Genomic DNA, 15,941 nt, shown 5'->3' on the forward strand with positions numbered 1-15,941 from the left:
TGCAAGGTCTGAATTCCATGTCCGTCAAGGTTCGTTTCGCGCCGTCCCCTACGGGACGTCTGCACGTGGGCAACGTGCGCACCGCACTGGTGAACTGGCTGTTCGCCAAGGGTCAGGGCGGCGCCTTCGTGCTGCGCATCGACGACACCGACCTGGAGCGTTCGACGAAGGAATTCGAGAGCGGAATCGAGACGGACCTGCAATGGCTCGGCCTGACCTGGGACGAACGCTACAACCAGTCCCAGCGCTTCGACCGCTATGAGGAGGCCGCCGCGCGGCTGAAGGCCTCGGGCCGCCTGTATCCCTGCTACGAGACGTCCGACGAACTGGACCGCCGCCGCAAGGTGCAGCTGTCGCGCGGCCTGCCGCCCATCTATGACCGCGCCGCCCTAGAGCTGACCGACGCGGACAAGGCGAAGCTGGAGGCCGAGGGCCGCCGCCCGCACTGGCGCTTCAAGCTGGAAGGCAAGCGCGTGTCATGGGAAGACCTGGCCCGCGGGCACGCCGAGGTGGACACCGCCTCCATGTCCGACCCCGTGCTGATCCGGGAGGATGGCCTGTTTCTCTACACCCTGCCGTCGGTGGTGGACGACATCGACATGAAGATCACCCATGTGATCCGGGGCGAGGACCACGTCACCAACACCGGCGCCCAGATCGAGATCTTCGAGGCGCTGGGCGCGAATGCGCCCGGCTTCGCGCACATGCCGCTGCTGGTGGGCGCGGACGGCGCGGCCCTGTCCAAGCGGCTGGGCTCGCTGTCCATCAGCGACATGCGCGACCAGGGCTATGAGCCCATCGCCATCACCAGCCACCTGGGCCGCATCGGCACATCTGATCCGCTGGAAGTGGCGGACTCGGTCGAGGCGCTGGGCCAGTCGTTCGCCTTCTCCAAGATGGGTCGCTCGCCGGCGCGCTATGACACCGCCGATCTGGACCGCCTGAACGCCCAGGCCCTGCACGGCGTCGCCTATGAGGACGCGCGTGCGCGTCTGGTCGCCATGGACTGTGATCTTGGGCAGGGGTTCTGGGACGCGGTGCGCCCGAACCTGGGCAAGTTCTCCGATGTGAAAGATCTGGCCCGGCTGGTGAACGGCCCGGTCACGCCCATCATCGCCGACCCGGCCTTCGCGGCGGCCGCGCTGGAGGTTCTCCCGGCCGAAATCAGCGCCGACAGCTGGAGCGCGTGGACCGGCGCGGTGAAGGACAAGACGGGCGCCAAGGGCAAGGCCCTTTTCATGCCCCTGCGTCAGGCCGTGACCGGCATGGAGCACGGCCCTGACATGGCCTCACTGCTGCCGCTGATCGACCGCGAGCGCATCGTGCGGCGGCTGAAGGGCGAAACCGCCTGAACCCGATCGGGCCGTCTCCCCGCAAGGGCGCAACCGCGCCTCTTCGGGACAAACCGAAGGTGGATATCTAGGCTGCGCGGCTGACCGCGAAATCGGCCAGGGCGGCCAGGGCGCGGCGCCAGTCTCCGTCCGGCAGCACGTCCAGCGCGGCCTTGGCCCGGTCGGCCCAGGCGGCGGCCTCGTCCAGGGTGGCGCTCAGCGCCCCGGTGGAGGCGATCAGTTCGCGGGCGCGGCGGAAGTCGTCTTCGCCCTGGTCCTGACGATCGATCGTGCGGGTCCAGAAGGCGGCCTCGGCGTCGCCGGTGCGCTCCATGGCGATCAGCAGGGGCAGCGTCACCTTGGCCTCTCGGAAATCGTCGCCGGCGTTCTTGCCCAGGGTTTCCGAGGCGCCGCCGTAGTCCAGCGCGTCGTCGGCCAGCTGGAACGCCACGCCCAGGGCCATGCCGTAGTCACGCAAGGCCGTGACCTGGGCGTCGGCGGCCCCGGCGCCCAGCGCCCCCGACTCGGCGGCGGCGGCGAACAGTTCGGCGGTCTTGGCCTGAATGATCTTGAGATAGGTGTCCCGGTCCAGGGTGATGTCGTGGGCGCGGGTCAGCTGCAGCACCTCACCCTCGGCGATGACCCCGGCGGCGCGGGCCAGCACGCCCAGGGCGCGCATGTTGTCGGTCTCCACCATCAGCTCGAAGGCGCGGGCGAACAGGAAGTCGCCGACCAGCACGCTGGACGCCGCGCCCCAGATCAGGTGGGCCGCCACCTTGCCCCGCCGCAGCTCGGACCCGTCCACCACATCGTCGTGCAGCAGGGTGGCGGTGTGGATGAACTCCACCGCCGCGGCCAGGCTGACCGCCGCCTCCACCGGCCCGCCCGTCGCCCGCGCCGCCGCCACGGTCAGCAAGGGCCGCAGGCGCTTGCCGCCCGCCGCCACCAGATGCTCGGCCAGCAGGGGAATGACCGGCACGTCGGACTGCATCCGCTCGATGATGAGGGCGTCCACGCGCCCCATGTCGGCCTCCGCCAGACGGATCAGGGCCTCCACGTCGCCTTTCGGGCGCCCGTCGGCGGCCGGGGCGGGCTTGGCGGAGGATGCGTCCAAGGGAGAGACTCTTTCCGTACGCGCCGGGCGATTCCGGCCTGTAAAATCGAGGCGCCGACTTGCCCCTTTTCGTCGCGGCGCACAATGGTGAGGGCGCATTGCGGGGTCAAGAAGCGTGAACGCCACACCCGAACAGATCGACGTCACCGAAAACGCCCTGCTGGACGGGCGCGTGCGGCTGCGCCAGCCCGCGCGCGGCTATCGCGCCGGCATGGACGCCGCCCTGCTGGCCGCCGCCTGCCCCGCCCTGCCCGGCCAGCAGGTGATGGAGGCGGGCTGCGGCGCGGGCGCCGTGCTGATGCAGATCGCCGCCCGGCGACCGGGCGTGAGGCTGGCGGGGCTGGAGCGGGACGCGGCCATGGCCGGGCTGGCGGCTGATAACGCGGCGCTGAACGGCTGGGCCGACCGGATCGACGTGCGTCAGGGCGACGTGGCCGCCGGGTTCCGCGCGCTGGGGCTGGCGCCCTTCGACTGGGCGGTCAGCAATCCGCCCTTCTTCGACGACCCCGGCGCCCTGCGCGCCCCTGCCCCCGGCAAGCGCGGCGCCTGGATGGCCGACGACGGACTGACGGCCTGGACCGGCTTCCTGCTCAAGGCGGTGAAGGAAGGCGGGCGCATCGTCATGATCCACCGCGCCGACCGGCTGGCGGACATTCTGGCCCTGCTGGGCGACAAGGCGGGCTCGTTCGCGGTGCGCCCCGTGCACCCTTATGCAGACGAACCGGCCAAGCGAGTGCTGGTGCACGCCGTCAAGACCGGCCGCGCGCCCCTGCGCCTGCTGCCGCCCCTGATCCTGCACGACCGCGAAGGCGGGAAGCACTCAGCCGAGGCGGAAGCGATCCTGCGGGGTGAGGCAGCGCTCGATTGGGGATGACATCCCCAATCCTCGTCACCCTCGGGCTTGTCCCGAGGGTCCATACGCTCCGGCCATGCAGAGCCAGACCTGAACGGTCCGCGTTTATGGATTCCCGGCACAAGGCCGGGAATGACGAGCAAGGAACGGGAGCTACGCCGCCTTGCGCTGCGCCTCTTTCGCGTCCCGCGCCGCATTGATGCGGGCTTCGGCGATGGCGTCGGCGATTTCGTGGGTGGGTCGCTGCTCCGCCTCGGAGCGCTCAAGCACCTCTTCCAGCGTCTGCATCAGCCGGTCCACCTTGCCCTCGACCCACTCGGGGTCATAGGAACCGCCGGTCTCGCGGGCGCGCATCTCGGAGGCTACATTGATGATGCCGCCGCCGTTGACCACGTAATCCGGCGCGTACAGCACGCCGCGGCGGAACAGCTCGTGGCCGATCTCCGGCGTGGCCAGCTGGTTGTTCGCCGCGCCCACCACCGCCTTGGCCGTGATGCGGTCCAGGGTCTTCTCATTCAGGGTCGCGCCCAGGGCGCAGGGGGCATAGATGTCCGCCTGCACATCATAGATGGCGTCCGGCGCCACGATCTCGGCGCCCGTGCGGGCCGCGACCTCTTCCAGCGCCTGGGTGTTGACGTCGGTGACGATCAGCTTCGCGCCGGCCTTGGCCAGCTTGTCGGCCAGATAGCCGCCCACATGGCCCACGCCCTGCACCGCTACGGTCAGGCCGGTGAGGTCGTCCTGCTTCCACAGGCGGCGCGCGGCCACCAGGGTGGAGCGGTAGACGCCCTCGGCGGTGACGGGGCTGGGGTCGCCCGAGCCCTCCTTGCCGCCGGACAGGCCGACCACATAAGAGGTTTCCTTGCGAGCCTCGGCGATGTCTTCCACCGAAACGCCCACGTCCTCGGCCGAATAATAGCAACCGCCCAGGGTGTTCAGGGCGCGGCCGAAGGCGCGGAACAGCTCCGGCGTCTTCTGGGTGCGGCTATCGCCCATGATGACCGACTTGCCGCCGCCCATGTCCAGATCGGCCACGGCGTTCTTGTAGCTCATGCCGCGCGACAGACGCAGAACGTCCTCCAGCGCCTCGGCCGCAGAACCGTAGTTCCACATGCGGCAGCCGCCCACCGCCGGGCCCCGCGCCGTGGAGTGCACCGCGACAATGGCCTTGAGGCCGGTTTTCTCGTCAAAGAAGGCGTGCACGCCTTCGTGTTGTGCGAAAGACGGCGAATCGAAAAGCGTCATGCCCTGAACTGAGCCTTCCCTGAGCAGATTTTTGTGCGCGCCAAATACGCCGCCTGCTCTTGCCCGGCAAGCATGACGGTTTCGAGGCGGCGTTATTCGGCCGGAAGCGGCGGGGCGCCCGAGGGAAACGACGCGGCGGGATCGCGCAGGAAGGTTTCCACATCCCCATAGACGGCCAGGGCCTGCCGGTCCCGGTTCAGCAGGTGCCAGCCGTTCTCGTAGAACGCCGTGCGCAGGTTCGGCGCGTCTCCTGCCCGCTCCAGCGCCAGGGCCATGGGGTCGGCCTCGATGATCTGATCGTTGGCCCCATAGAACAGAGCCGTGGGCGCGCGGGTGGCGCCCAGATCCCGGCTGGCGGTCTCCATCAAGTCCACCAGACCCGACAAGGTGTCGAACCGCGTGGCGAAGATCATGTCCGGGTCGCGGCCCATGCGTAGAAGCTCAACCAGATTGTCGGAGGCTCGGATGTCCCGCACCGCCCAGTCCGGCGGCTCCAGCGCGGTGGAGCCCATCAGGCGTGCAGCCGCCCAGAGGCTGGCGCGGTAGCTGAGCGGCTGGCTGGACCAGCCCCACACCGCCGGGGCCAGCAGGACGACGCGGTCGGCGGCGGGGGGACGGTCCGAGGCGAAGGCGGCCACGGCCACGGCGCCGCCCATGCTCTCGCCCGCCACGGCGATGACCGCGTCCGGGTGCCGCGCGCGGACCAGCGCGACTACCGTGCGCAGATCCTCGGTCATCAGGTCCTGCCCGGCCCAGACGCCGCGCCCCGGCGCCCGGCCGAAACCGCGCTGGTCATAGGCGTAGGTGGCGACGCCGCGCTCGGCCCAGTGGGCGCCGGCGAGATGAAACGAGGCCTTGTGGTCGTTCATGCCGTGCAGGGCCACCACCACCGCCCACGGCTCGCCCTCCGGCAGCCAGCGCAGCATGGGCAGGCGGGCCCCATCCTGAACCACGAAGGCGTCGGCCTCGATCGCGGGCCCGGTGAAGGTCGGGGAAGGGGTGAGCGGCTGCTGGACCGTCGGCGCGCAGGCGGCGAGCAGGAGGAGCAAGCCGAACGCGGCGCCCTTCTCCCATCGGGAGAAGGGGGAACCCGCGCATTTGAGCGCAGCGAAAATCCTGCGCGCGGGGGATGAGGGGTTACGGCGCCGGGGACGGTTCCACCGAACCCCCTCACCCTCCCGCCGCTTCGCGTCGGGCCCCTCTCTCTCCCCATGGGAGAGGGGCTGCACATTCAGGATTTTCATCATGCCAGCATACTCCGCACCCGCCCGCGCAGATACGGGACCACCTCGGCCTCGAACCACGGATTGCGCCGCAGCCAGGCGGTGTTGCGCCAGGACGGGTGCGGCAGGGGCAGGACGTCGGGCAGATACTCCCGCCACGCCGCCACCGTCTCCGTCATGGTCGGCTTCATTCGTTCGGCCAGCGCCCACGCCTGGGCGTGGCCGCCCACCAGCAGGGTCAGTTCCACATTTGGCAGGGCGTCCAGCAGACGGGGTCGCCACAGCTGGGCGCAGCGTTTGGGCGGCGGGTGGTCCCCGCCCCCGACCGCCGTGCCGGGATAGCAGAAAGCCTGGGCCGCCACGCCGATACGCGGATCGCCGTAGAAGGTCTCCGAATCCACGCCCATCCAGTCACGCAGCCGGTCGCCGGAGGCGTCGGTGAAGGGCGCGCCGCTCTCATGCACCCGCCGCCCCGGCGCCTGGCCGCAGATCAGCAGGCGCGTCTCCGGCGCCACCATGACCACCGGTCGGGGCTCGTGCGCCAGCTCGCCGGCGCAGGCGCGGCAGGCGCGGATCTCGGCGAGGACAGCGTTCAGGTCAGGCGGGGTCATCATCTCCAGGGGCGTCCGGCAGCTTCAGCCGGATAACGCCCTTGAAGGCGTTCGGATCGACCGGCTTGCCCTTCTTGGTGATGATCAGCCGGCCTTCGCGGGCCAGGCCCACGGCCACGCCGCGCACCTTGGGCAGCATGCGCTGCCACTGTTCGGGCTGCAGTTCCTTGGCCACGTCGGACGGCTCGATGGACTTTCCGGGCGCCAGCCGGTTCAGGTGATCGAAGATGGCGCTCTCGATTGGATCGGTCATCGGGCCTATATGCTGCGCTGCAAAAGATATTTCGAGTCGGAGATTGAGGATGGTCGAGAAGATCACGGTGAGCGAGGGCGAATTCGCCGGCTGGCAGACCTATGACCTGCACGGCACCTTCGACCAGGTGGTGGGCCCGTTCTATTTCAAGCCGGACCCCGACGGCCAGATGCGCTGCGCCTTCCGGGCCGAGCCCAAGCACATGAACGCGGGCGGGCGCATGCACGGCGGGTGCCTCATGACCTTCGCCGACATCGCCCTGTTCCAGACCGCCTATCAGGAGATGGAGGGCAAGTCGGGGGTGACGGTGCAGCTGGACTCCACCTTCATCGACGGCGCCCATGTGGGCGAACTGGTGGAGGCCACCGGCGAGGTGGTGCGCGCGGGCGGCTCGCTGATCTTCGTGCGCGGCCAGATCCAGACGGGCGGCCGCACCCTCATGACCTTCTCCGGCGTCATCAAGAAGTTCACGCCGAGGGCCTGAGGTCAGGCGCGCAGGATGGGCGCGCCGTAGCGAGGCAGGGTCCGGTCGCTCGTGACCATGACGACCTTTTCGCAGATCGCCTGGGCGACCAGCAGCCGGTCGAAAGGATCGCGGTGGATCAGTGGCAAACTCCTGACCGTCCAGGCATGCTCCGCCTTCACCTCGAGAATCTCGCAACCCTCTTCCACCACGGCTTCCAGCAGGTCGTAGGCGATCTGCAGCTTTCCGGTGGACAGTTTGATGGCCACCTCAAGGATTGAGACGGTGCTGACCATGAGGGTGTTGGAGGCGTCATCAATCGCATCCCGCGCGAGTGACGACAGCCTTTCCGGATCATCCAGCATCCACAGGATGACATTGGTGTCGAGCAGAAGCTTCACTCTTCCGCGAAGCCGCGCAAAGGCGGCTCATCCGCCTCATCGCCATAAAACAGCCGCTCGATCTCGGCGTTCGTCTCCGGGCTGTCCCAGTCGGGTGCGTATTTGATCTGCCCCCTTCGCGACCCGAGGATTCCCCGCCTGCCCTTCGGCTTGGCGATCTCGACAGGTTGCAGTCGCACCACCGGTTTACCCGCCTTGGCGATGATGACCTCCTCGCCGGCGACGGCGCGCTCGATCAGCTTCGACAGATTGGTCTTTGCGTCGTGGATGTTCGCGGTGACGGCCATCCAGATAAGCTAACCTGGCTAGGCCAACATTGTAAGCTTTGGTTGCATGACGCTCACAGCCCCGCCTTCGCCGCCGGGCGAGCGCGGCAGGCCTCCAGCCAGCGGTTGAAGTGCCCGTATTCTTCCGGCGGGCGGTACTTGATCAACCTTCCGAAATCCACACCCGTCGCCGCCACAATGTCGGCGATGGTGAAGCGGTCCGCGGCGATGAACTCCCGGTCAGCCAGACGGTGGTCCAGCGTCCTCATATAGCGCTCGGCGCCGTCGCGGTTGTAGGCGGCCACCTCGGGCTTGGGCTCTTCCAGCGCGGCCAGCGCCGGATGGGTGAAGCGCACCGTCAGCATCATGGGCGTGGACAGATACATCTCCACCCGGCGGGTCCACATCTCGATCTCCGCCTGCTCCCGCGGGTCCCGCCCGAACAGGTTCGGCTCGGGATGCAGCGCCTCCAGATAGCGGCAGATGGCGATGGATTCCGAGATGCAGGTCCCGTCGTCCAGCTCCAGCGCCGGCACGTGCGGCGCGCCCACCTTGGCGCGATACTCGGGCGTGCGGTGCTGACCGGAAAGCAGGTCCACCTGGACGATCTCGATGTCCTCAATGCCCTTTTCCGCCATCAGCCAGCGGACGCGGCGCGGGTTGGGCGCGCGTTGGGTGTCATAGAGCTTCATGGGTCGCCCTCCGGTTCGTTTCCTTTCGAAACCTAACCGGTGAAGATGCTGTCCGGCAAGGCGCCGACCACCGAGGTGGTGACCAGGGTCGCCAGGAATCCGGCCATCAGCGCCTTCCAGACCAGGCCCAGCACCATCTCGCGCCGCTCCGGGATCAGGATGGACAGGCCGGTGACCGAGATGCCCACCGAGCCGATGTTGGCGAAGCCGCACAGGGCATAGGTCATCAGTCGGCGGGTGCGCTCGCTGATCTCGCCGTCGGGGATGGCGCCCAGCTCGATGAAGGCCACGAACTCGGTCAGGGTCAGCTTGACCCCCAAGAGCCAGCCGGCGGTCCCCGCTTCGTTCCACTGCACCCCCGTGGCCCACGCCAGCGGCGCGAAGACGAAGCCCAGCAGGCGCTCCACCGTCACCGGCTCGCCCAACAGCCAGAAACCGCCGATCATCATGTTGATCAGGGTCATCAGCGCCACGAACACGATCAGGATGGCCGAGATGTTCAGCACCACCATCAGCCCATCGGCGGTGCCCTTTGAGATGGCGTCGATGGCGCTGTCGTATTTCAGGGCCGAGTCGTATTCGGCGTAGGCGCCGCCCTCCCCCGGCTTTTCCGGCACCAGTATGCGGGCCAGCAGCACGCCCGCCGGGGCGGAGACGATGGACGCCACCAGAACGTGGCCGGCCGCATTGGGCAGCACCGGCGCCAGAATGGTGGCGTAGGCCACCATGGTCGAGCCGGCCACGGTGGAGAAACCCACCGTCATCAGCAGGAAGATCTCCGACCGGGTCAGCTTGTCCAGATAGGCGCGGATGACGATGGGGCTCTCGATCATGCCCAGGAAGATGTTGGACGCCACCGCCAGGGCCGAGGCGCCGCCCAGCCCCATGGACTTCTGGAACAGCAGGCCGAAGCCCCGGGTGATCCACTTCAGGATCTTCCAGTGCCACAGCAGGGCCGACAGGGCCGAGATCACCAGGATCAGCGGCAGCACCTGAAAGGCGAACACGAACAGGGCGCCCTGGTTCTCCACCGAATAGGGCTGATCCCCGCCCGCCAGATAGCCGAAGATGAACTGGGCCCCGCGCCGGGTGGCGGCCGCCAGCCCCTCCACCGCGCCGGAAATCACCGCCAGCCCCACTTCGGCCCCCGGCACCCCGAACACGATCAGGATGATGGCCGTCTGAACCGCCACGGCGCCCAGCGCCAGCTTCCACGGAAAGGCCCGCCGGTTCTCCGACAACGCCCAGCAGAGGCCGATGATGACGGCCAGACCCAGCAGGCTCTGGAGATTCAGAAGGCTGAACATCGGCAAGGCTCCCCGCGCGCGTCCCTCCCTGTAGCGGCCGACGCGCGGGGTGCAAGCGGATCATGCGCCGGAGGGACGTTCCAGACCTGTCAGCCGGTCCAGACTCCAGGCGCCGGGACCTCGCGAGATCAGGTAAAGCATGGGACCTGCCCACATCAGATGGGCAGGCCACCCGGCGGGGATGACGAACAACTGGATCACCAGGGTCATGCCGAACAGGGCCAGGGCGGAAAACCGCGTGAACAGTCCCAGCACCAGCAGCAACGGAAACAGGTGCTCGGCCCAGGTGGCCAGATAGGCCGCGGTTTCCGGGGACAACAGCGGAACCCGGTATTCCTCGGCGAACAGGAAGAAGGTGGTGTCGGTCAAGGTGATGACCCCTTCCACCTTCGTTCGGCCAGAAATGAAGAAGACCGCCGCGACGCCAAGGCGCATGACGAGGGCCAGAAGGCTGTGCGGCGCCAGCGTTTCGAGACGGGCGTGCAGAGCGGAAAAGGAAAAGTTCAGTGTGCGCGCGGCGGCGGTCATGGGGTCTGCTCCGGTTGAGAATAAAGGACGCCCCAGGCCGTCAGCTCGGCCATGAGATCGGCGTAGTCCCGATGCGGATGCTCGATCAGCACGCGGGCCATGACGGCGCCGCGGGTCAGTCCACGGCGGATAGAGTCGAGCACGGTCCACTCGGCCTCGGTCAGCAGACGGGCGCGGACCCCGTCTTGCGGCCTGTGGATCAGGATGGCCTGCGTCTCCGGCGCCCAGCGCATGGCGGCGCCGGACTGATCGGGATAGCGGTGCGCCAGCCATAGGGCCGGAACGCTCCAGCCAAAGCGAAACAGGCGCGCCGAGGGATGAAGCGGGCCCGGCCCGTCGTCCGGCGCCAGATGGGCCTCGGTCCATGCGCGATCCAGCCGCGCCATCGGGGCCAGATAGGGCAGCGACTGCGCGGGCGGGAACGTGGTCAGGAAGGACGGAAAGGCCTCGCCGCAGGCCGCCAGCACGGCGTCGGCTTCGGGGTGCTGGCGCCCGAAGGCCCGGGCCGCCCCGGTGAACCATTCCTCACCGACGACCTGAACCACAGTGGGATAGTTGGCAGCCAGCGCCTCGATCCGGCCCCGCGTGGCGGTGTTGCGATAGACCGACAGCCCAGCCAGACCGCGCGCGTCCAGCGTCAGCCAGGGCGACAATCCGTCCGGCGGGCCGTCCAGGGCCCGGTGAAAGGCGTCATGGAAGTCAGACATGGATCACGCTCCGCTCCCGCGCGGCGCTCAACAGCCCATGCGCGCGGTCCCGCTCGGCCAGCAGATGATCGAAGGGCGGCAGGTCGGCGTCCCGTTCGATGAGGGTCGGCTTCGCCCCGACGCGCGCAATCAGCCGCGCGTAAAGGGCCCAGACATCCTCGGACACAGGCGCGGCGTGGCTGTCGATCAGCAGCGCCTCTCCCCACTGCGGATCAGGGGCGCACCCCGCCAGATGAACCTCTCCGATAAGCCCGGCGGGGACGGCATCCAGATACGCCACGGGGTCGAAGCCCAGATTGTGGGCGCTCACATGGACATTGTTCACGTCCAGCAGCAGGCCGCAGCCGGTGCGCCTGGCCAGCGCCGCAAGGAACTCGACCTCGTCCATCTCGTGGCCCGTCAGCGTCAGATAAAGCGACGGGTTCTCGATCAGCAGCCGGCGGCCCAGCACGTCCTGCGCCGCGTCCACATGGTCGCAGATGCGATCCAGCAGCGCCCGGGTCCGTGGGAAAGGCAGAAGATCGGGATGGTAGGCGCCCGCGTGACGGGACCAGGCCAGGTGTTCGGACACCACGAACGGCTCGAACCGGTCGATCAGCGCCCTGAGCGCCTTGAGGTGGACGGCGTCGGGTGGTTCGGCGCCGGCCAGCGACATCCCCACCCCGTGCAGGGACAGGGGATGCCGCTCGCGGATCGCCGCCAGCCAGCCCAGCCGCGGCCCGCCCTGGACCATGTAGTTCTCGGGATGAACCTCGAACCACAGACCGGGCGCCGGACAGGCCAGAGCCTCGCTGTAGTGCTGGGGCTTCAGGCCCAGTCCGGCGGTGGGGTGCATGGGCGGTCTCGCGGAATCAGCGGTTGATCGGCGTCAGTGAGCCGTTGCCGCGCGGCGTCTCGATGGAGGTGCAGGTGCCCTTGGCCACATACTTCCAGGCGTTGCCCTGCCAGTCGCGGGTCGAGGTGCCGGAGCAGCTGGTGCCCGGTCCGGCGGCGCAGTCGTTCTGGCCGGCGCGCGAAACGCCGTAGCAGCGTTCCATCTCGCCGCGCTGGGCGCCTTCGGCGGTCTGCCCGCCGGATTGGGCGGCGGCGACGCCGGCGCCGACGGTCATCAGGGCGGCGGCGCCGGTAAGGATAAGGGTACGGTTCATGGGGGTCTCCTTGGTGCGATCGGAACCGGGGCGGTCCGACATCACCGGGTTCGATCCCCGACCGCCGGAGGTTACGGCCGGCGTGAAAAAAATGTCGGCCTGCTTTTTTTCGGCTGCGGTGTAACCTTTGGTCTCGTCGGACGAACTCAGGACCAATCGTGGCCGAACGTGAAGTCCATCTGAGGCGGTTGATGCAGGCGGGTCTGGCGGGTGACGCCACGGCCTGGCGCAGCCTGTTGATGGACCTGCGGGCCCCCCTGCGGGCCTTCTTCCGGCGACGATTGTTCGACTGCGAGGCCGACGCCGAGGATCTGGTTCAGGAAACCCTGATCGCCATCCACGCCAAGCGCGCCACGTTTCAGCCGGACCAGAGCGTGGGGGCGTGGTGCTACGCCATCGCGCGCTACAAGCTGATCGATCATCTGCGTCGCCAGGGGCGGCGCGTCACCGTGCCGCTGGAGGACCATCAGGACGTGCTTTGGGCATCTGAAACCGCCGAGGAAGGCGTGGCGCGGCGCGACCTGTCGCGGGTCCTGTCCATCCTGCCCGCGCGCCAGCGCCGGTTGATCGAGGACGTGCGCCTGGCCGGCTTCAGCGTGGCCGAGGCCGCGCGCAGGAACGGCTTCACCGAGGGCGCGGCCAAGGTCAGCGTCCACCGGGCCATGAGGACCCTGACCGCCAGCGTGACCCCCCATGAAGACTGACGACCTGATCGACGCCCTGGGCGCCGGCGCCGAGCCGGTGCGGCCCGCGCGGCTCAACCTGGCCGCCCTGATGGTCGCCGCTGCGGCCGCCGTACTGGCGGTGCTGTTCCTGCTCGGCATGCGCCCGGATCTCGGCGCCGCCGTCCAGGGCCCCGCGTTCTGGGCCAAGGCCGCGTACACGGCCGCTCTGGCCGTGGCCGGCGGATGGCTGGTGGTGCGGCTGGGGCGCCCGGGCGCCTCGGCGCAGGCGCCGGCCCTGGCGCTGGCCGCGATCGTCGGCGCAGCCGTCCTGGCGGGCGCCGTGGAAATCCTGCTGTCTACGCCGGAGGCCCGGATGGAGGTCTGGCTGGGGGACACCTGGCGGTACTGCTCCGTCAACATCCTGAGGGTGTCCGTCTTCGCCGCCCCCTTCATCTGGCTGTCGGCGCGGGGGCTGGCCCCCACCCGTCCGGCGCGGGCCGGGGCCGCCATGGGCGTGCTGACGGGGGCCCTGGGCGCCACCGCCTATGGTCTGCATTGCCCCGAGGCGACCGCCGCCTTCGTGGCCACCTGGTATGCGCTGGGCGTGCTGCTGTGCGGCGGGATCGGCGCGCTGCTGGGACGGCACGCCCTGCGCTGGTGAGCGCCGTCGGATTCCGACAGCTTTGCCGCCGCCCCGCGGCAAGCTAGGCTGTGCGCGGCTGTTCAGATCGGGGCATGACATGAAGACCACCACACTCATCGCGGCGCTGGCGCTGGGCCTGACGTTTCCGGCCGCGGCCCAGGCCCAGCAGATGCTGCGGCCGGGCGTGACCCTGAACGGCCAACTGTCGGCGGGCGATGCGCGGCTGAACAGCGGCGAGTTCATGGATGTCTATGAACTTGAGGGGCGCGGCGGCGACCGCCTGACCATTCTGATGAACTCGGGCGCGGTGGACCCCTACCTGATGATCGACGGCCCCGGGGGCTTCAGCGACCAGAACGACGACGCGGACGCCGAAGACCTGAACGCCCGGCTGGACGTGCGCCTGCCCGTGTCGGGCCGTTACCGCATCGTGGCAACCAGCTATGCGCCCGGCGAGACCGGCGCCTATCAGATTTCCGTAATCGACGGCGCGCAGTCGCCGGCGGGCGGCAATCCGGGCGGCGGGCGTATCGAACCGGGTCAGACGCTCAGCGGCAGCCTGACGTCCGGCGACGACCGGCTGGATTCCGGCGAGTTCCGCGACGGCTGGACCCTGCGCGGACGGCGCGGCGAGCGGGTCGCGGTGCGGCTGTCGTCCAGCGATTTCGATCCGTATCTGATGGTGCGCGGCCTGGGCCTGTCCGAGGACAACGATGACGATTCCATGCAGCGCGGCAGCCTGGACAGCCGGCTGGACTTCGTCTTCCCCGAGGACGGAGAGGTGGAAATCACGGCCACCAGCTACGCGCCCGGCGAAAGCGGACGCTACAGCCTCAGCGTGACACGGGCGGGCGAGGCGGCGTCCCGGCCCGAACCGGCGCCGGGCCAGGTCACCGGCACGATCGAGGTCGGCGCCCACGTGCGCGGACGTCTGCAGGACGGCGACGCCCAGCTGCGCAGCGGCGAATATGTGAACACCTTCACCCTGAACGGCCGGGCCGGCGAGCGCGTCCAGATCGCCCTGATCTCCGAACAGTTCGACCCCTTCCTGATGGTCACGGGGCCGGGGGATTTCTCAACCTTCAACGACGACGATCCGGCCGGCGGGCTGGACAGCCGCATCGTCACGACCCTGCCGGCGGACGGGGTCTATGAGATCACCGCCACCAGCTATGCGCCGGGCGAATCCGGCGACTATCGCCTCAGCGTGGCGCCGGCGGGCGCGGACGTGGCGGACACGGACGTCCGCAGCGAACAGGCCGCCCCGTCCGGCGGCCGCCTGTCCATCGGCGACACCATCACCGCCGCCCTGGCCCCGGGCGACTCCCAGCTGAACTCCGGCGAGTACACCGACAGCTACAGCTTCATCGGCGAACGCGGACAGCGGGTGGCCATCGACGCCGTGTCGGACGAGTTCGACACCTATCTGATGCTCAGCCCGCCCACCGGCGACCAGATGGACAACGACGACGGGCCAGACGGCACCAACGCCCGCCTGAACGAGGTGCTGGCCGAGGACGGCGAATACACCGTTCAGGTCACCAGCTTCGCGCCCGGCGAGACGGGCCGCTACACCCTGTCGGTGGCCCAGGGTCAGGAGTCCGAGCGCCAGCGCGTGGTGGAGTCCGGCCAGCGGGTGTTCGCCGTCATGGTGGGCGTGTCCGACTATCCGGGCGACCACAACGACCTGCCCTTCACCGACGAGGACGCGGTCAAGCTGGAGGAGGAGCTGGCCCGTCAGGGCGTGCTGAACCCCGCCAGCATCGTGCTGACCAACGCCCAGGCCACCCGGGCCTCCGTCACCGCCGCCTTCGAGCAGGTGGCCGCCCGGGCGGGGCCCGACGACCTGTTCATCTTCTTCTTCTCGGGCCACGGCGTGCAGGAGGACAGCGACGACCCCGCCGAGCTGGACGGCCAGAGCGAGCTGCTGTCCCTGTACGACGGGGACCTGTCCGACGACGAACTGGCGGCCCTGTTCGACACCGTGGACGCGCGCCTGTCCCTGCTGGTGATCGACGCCTGCTACAGCGGCGGCTTCGCCCGCGACATCATCACCCGACCCGGCGTCATGGGCGTGTTCAGTTCAGAGGAAGACCTGACCAGCGCCGTGGCCGACAAGTTCCAGGCCGGGGGCTACCTGTCCCACTTCCTGCGCACGGGCCTGGACGGAACCGCCGACGAGAACGGCGACGATCTGGTCACCGCCGGCGAACTGTCCACCTACCTGCGCCAGCAGTTCCGCGTGGAAGTGGCCGACGTGGAGGCCGAGACCGCCGACGGCCAGCGCAACTACCAGAACCTGGTCATCGACCGCGGCGGCGTTCAGGTGGACGACGTGATCATCCGGCTGGCGGGGGAGTGAGGGGGGGGTGTGACGGACAAGCCCTGTCGCCATTCGACGCACTTTGGGTTATCTGCCGCCGTAATTCGCTTGAAGGCGCGTTAACGTCTTCTCAGCCATGGTCTACAGTGCGTTCACGCTAGCCAAAGA

19 protein-coding genes are annotated in these 15,941 nt (G+C 69.0%); 6 read left to right on the forward strand and 13 right to left on the reverse strand.

Going from position 1 to position 15,941, the window contains the following annotated elements:
* Positions 1-17: 17 nt before the first annotated feature.
* A complete protein-coding gene (gene gltX / locus ACI8U3_RS12150) occupies positions 18-1,352 on the forward strand; it encodes a glutamate--tRNA ligase (RefSeq protein ID WP_415015139.1) in 1,335 nt (444 codons plus the stop codon).
* 67 nt (positions 1,353-1,419) lie between these two features.
* On the opposite strand, the gene ACI8U3_RS12155 is transcribed toward gltX, so the two are convergent.
* Positions 1,420-2,388, reverse strand: coding sequence for a polyprenyl synthetase family protein (locus tag ACI8U3_RS12155; protein WP_415015189.1), 969 nt, complete (start codon positions 2,386-2,388; stop codon positions 1,420-1,422).
* Positions 2,389-2,560: 172 nt separating this feature from the next.
* Here ACI8U3_RS12155 and ACI8U3_RS12160 point away from each other — a divergent pair, with 172 nt between their 5' ends.
* Complete coding sequence (locus ACI8U3_RS12160; protein WP_415015140.1) at positions 2,561-3,319, forward strand: tRNA1(Val) (adenine(37)-N6)-methyltransferase; 759 nt, start codon at positions 2,561-2,563, stop codon at positions 3,317-3,319.
* 132 nt (positions 3,320-3,451) lie between these two features.
* Here ACI8U3_RS12160 and ACI8U3_RS12165 read toward each other — a convergent pair whose 3' ends face one another.
* The 4 genes from ACI8U3_RS12165 to ACI8U3_RS12180 form a co-directional block, all read right to left on the reverse strand.
* Complete coding sequence (locus tag ACI8U3_RS12165) at positions 3,452-4,543, reverse strand: Glu/Leu/Phe/Val family dehydrogenase (RefSeq protein WP_415015141.1); 1,092 nt, start codon at positions 4,541-4,543, stop codon at positions 3,452-3,454.
* Positions 4,544-4,635: 92 nt separating this feature from the next.
* Positions 4,636-5,592 (reverse strand): alpha/beta fold hydrolase, encoded by a 957-nt coding sequence (locus ACI8U3_RS12170; RefSeq protein WP_415015142.1) that lies wholly within the window; start codon positions 5,590-5,592, stop codon positions 4,636-4,638.
* Between the two features lie 194 nt (positions 5,593-5,786).
* Positions 5,787-6,380, reverse strand: a complete 594-nt coding sequence (locus ACI8U3_RS12175) for a uracil-DNA glycosylase family protein (protein WP_415015143.1) — start codon at positions 6,378-6,380, stop codon at positions 5,787-5,789.
* Positions 6,364-6,630, reverse strand: a complete 267-nt coding sequence (locus ACI8U3_RS12180; protein WP_021696922.1) for a DUF3253 domain-containing protein — start codon at positions 6,628-6,630, stop codon at positions 6,364-6,366. Before ACI8U3_RS12180 ends, ACI8U3_RS12175 begins: the two co-directional genes overlap by 17 nt.
* Positions 6,631-6,679: 49 nt before the next feature.
* On the opposite strand from ACI8U3_RS12180, the gene ACI8U3_RS12185 reads away from it, so the two are divergent.
* Positions 6,680-7,114 carry a PaaI family thioesterase gene (locus tag ACI8U3_RS12185; protein ID WP_415015144.1) on the forward strand — a complete coding sequence of 145 codons (435 nt, stop codon included), beginning with the start codon at positions 6,680-6,682 and terminating at the stop codon, positions 7,112-7,114.
* Positions 7,115-7,116: 2 nt separating this feature from the next.
* Here the strand turns inward: ACI8U3_RS12185 and ACI8U3_RS12190 are convergent, their stop codons facing one another.
* The 8 genes from ACI8U3_RS12190 to ACI8U3_RS12225 are packed head-to-tail and all read right to left on the reverse strand — an operon-like array spanning position 7,117 to position 12,142.
* A complete protein-coding gene (locus ACI8U3_RS12190) occupies positions 7,117-7,494 on the reverse strand; it encodes a type II toxin-antitoxin system VapC family toxin (protein WP_415015145.1) in 378 nt (125 codons plus the stop codon).
* A complete protein-coding gene (locus ACI8U3_RS12195; protein ID WP_415015146.1) occupies positions 7,491-7,781 on the reverse strand; it encodes a type II toxin-antitoxin system Phd/YefM family antitoxin in 291 nt (96 codons plus the stop codon). The genes ACI8U3_RS12190 and ACI8U3_RS12195 overlap by 4 nt, the downstream gene beginning before the upstream one ends.
* Before the next feature lie 53 nt (positions 7,782-7,834).
* Positions 7,835-8,452: a glutathione S-transferase family protein gene (locus ACI8U3_RS12200; protein WP_415015147.1), complete on the reverse strand. Its 618-nt coding sequence runs from the start codon at positions 8,450-8,452 to the stop codon at positions 7,835-7,837.
* 32 nt (positions 8,453-8,484) lie between these two features.
* Positions 8,485-9,759 carry a NupC/NupG family nucleoside CNT transporter gene (locus tag ACI8U3_RS12205; RefSeq protein WP_415015148.1) on the reverse strand — a complete coding sequence of 425 codons (1,275 nt, stop codon included), beginning with the start codon at positions 9,757-9,759 and terminating at the stop codon, positions 8,485-8,487.
* A gap of 60 nt (positions 9,760-9,819) precedes the next feature.
* Positions 9,820-10,287 carry a DoxX family protein gene (locus ACI8U3_RS12210; protein WP_415015149.1) on the reverse strand — a complete coding sequence of 156 codons (468 nt, stop codon included), beginning with the start codon at positions 10,285-10,287 and terminating at the stop codon, positions 9,820-9,822.
* The gene (locus tag ACI8U3_RS12215; RefSeq protein WP_415015150.1) at positions 10,284-10,994 is read right to left on the reverse strand and encodes a putative DNA-binding domain-containing protein; all 711 of its coding nucleotides are present in this window, start codon (positions 10,992-10,994) and stop codon (positions 10,284-10,286) included. The genes ACI8U3_RS12210 and ACI8U3_RS12215 overlap by 4 nt, the downstream gene beginning before the upstream one ends.
* Complete coding sequence (locus ACI8U3_RS12220; protein WP_415015151.1) at positions 10,987-11,829, reverse strand: DUF692 domain-containing protein; 843 nt, start codon at positions 11,827-11,829, stop codon at positions 10,987-10,989. The genes ACI8U3_RS12215 and ACI8U3_RS12220 overlap by 8 nt, the downstream gene beginning before the upstream one ends.
* A gap of 16 nt (positions 11,830-11,845) precedes the next feature.
* Positions 11,846-12,142, reverse strand: coding sequence for a DUF2282 domain-containing protein (locus tag ACI8U3_RS12225; RefSeq protein ID WP_415015152.1), 297 nt, complete (start codon positions 12,140-12,142; stop codon positions 11,846-11,848).
* A gap of 158 nt (positions 12,143-12,300) precedes the next feature.
* Here ACI8U3_RS12225 and ACI8U3_RS12230 point away from each other — a divergent pair, with 158 nt between their 5' ends.
* The 3 genes from ACI8U3_RS12230 (at position 12,301) to ACI8U3_RS12240 (ending at position 15,812) form a co-directional block, all read left to right on the forward strand.
* Positions 12,301-12,846, forward strand: a complete 546-nt coding sequence (locus ACI8U3_RS12230) for a sigma-70 family RNA polymerase sigma factor (protein ID WP_415015153.1) — start codon at positions 12,301-12,303, stop codon at positions 12,844-12,846.
* Positions 12,836-13,468 (forward strand): NrsF family protein, encoded by a 633-nt coding sequence (locus ACI8U3_RS12235; RefSeq protein WP_415015154.1) that lies wholly within the window; start codon positions 12,836-12,838, stop codon positions 13,466-13,468. Before ACI8U3_RS12230 ends, ACI8U3_RS12235 begins: the two co-directional genes overlap by 11 nt.
* Positions 13,469-13,547: 79 nt before the next feature.
* Entirely contained in the window at positions 13,548-15,812 is a 2,265-nt protein-coding gene (locus ACI8U3_RS12240) for a caspase family protein (protein WP_415015155.1), read from the forward strand.
* Positions 15,813-15,941 lie beyond the last annotated feature (129 nt).

The sequence above is a fragment of the Brevundimonas sp. genome (assembly GCF_047617075.1).
In the GTDB taxonomy this organism is placed as follows: domain Bacteria; phylum Pseudomonadota; class Alphaproteobacteria; order Caulobacterales; family Caulobacteraceae; genus Brevundimonas.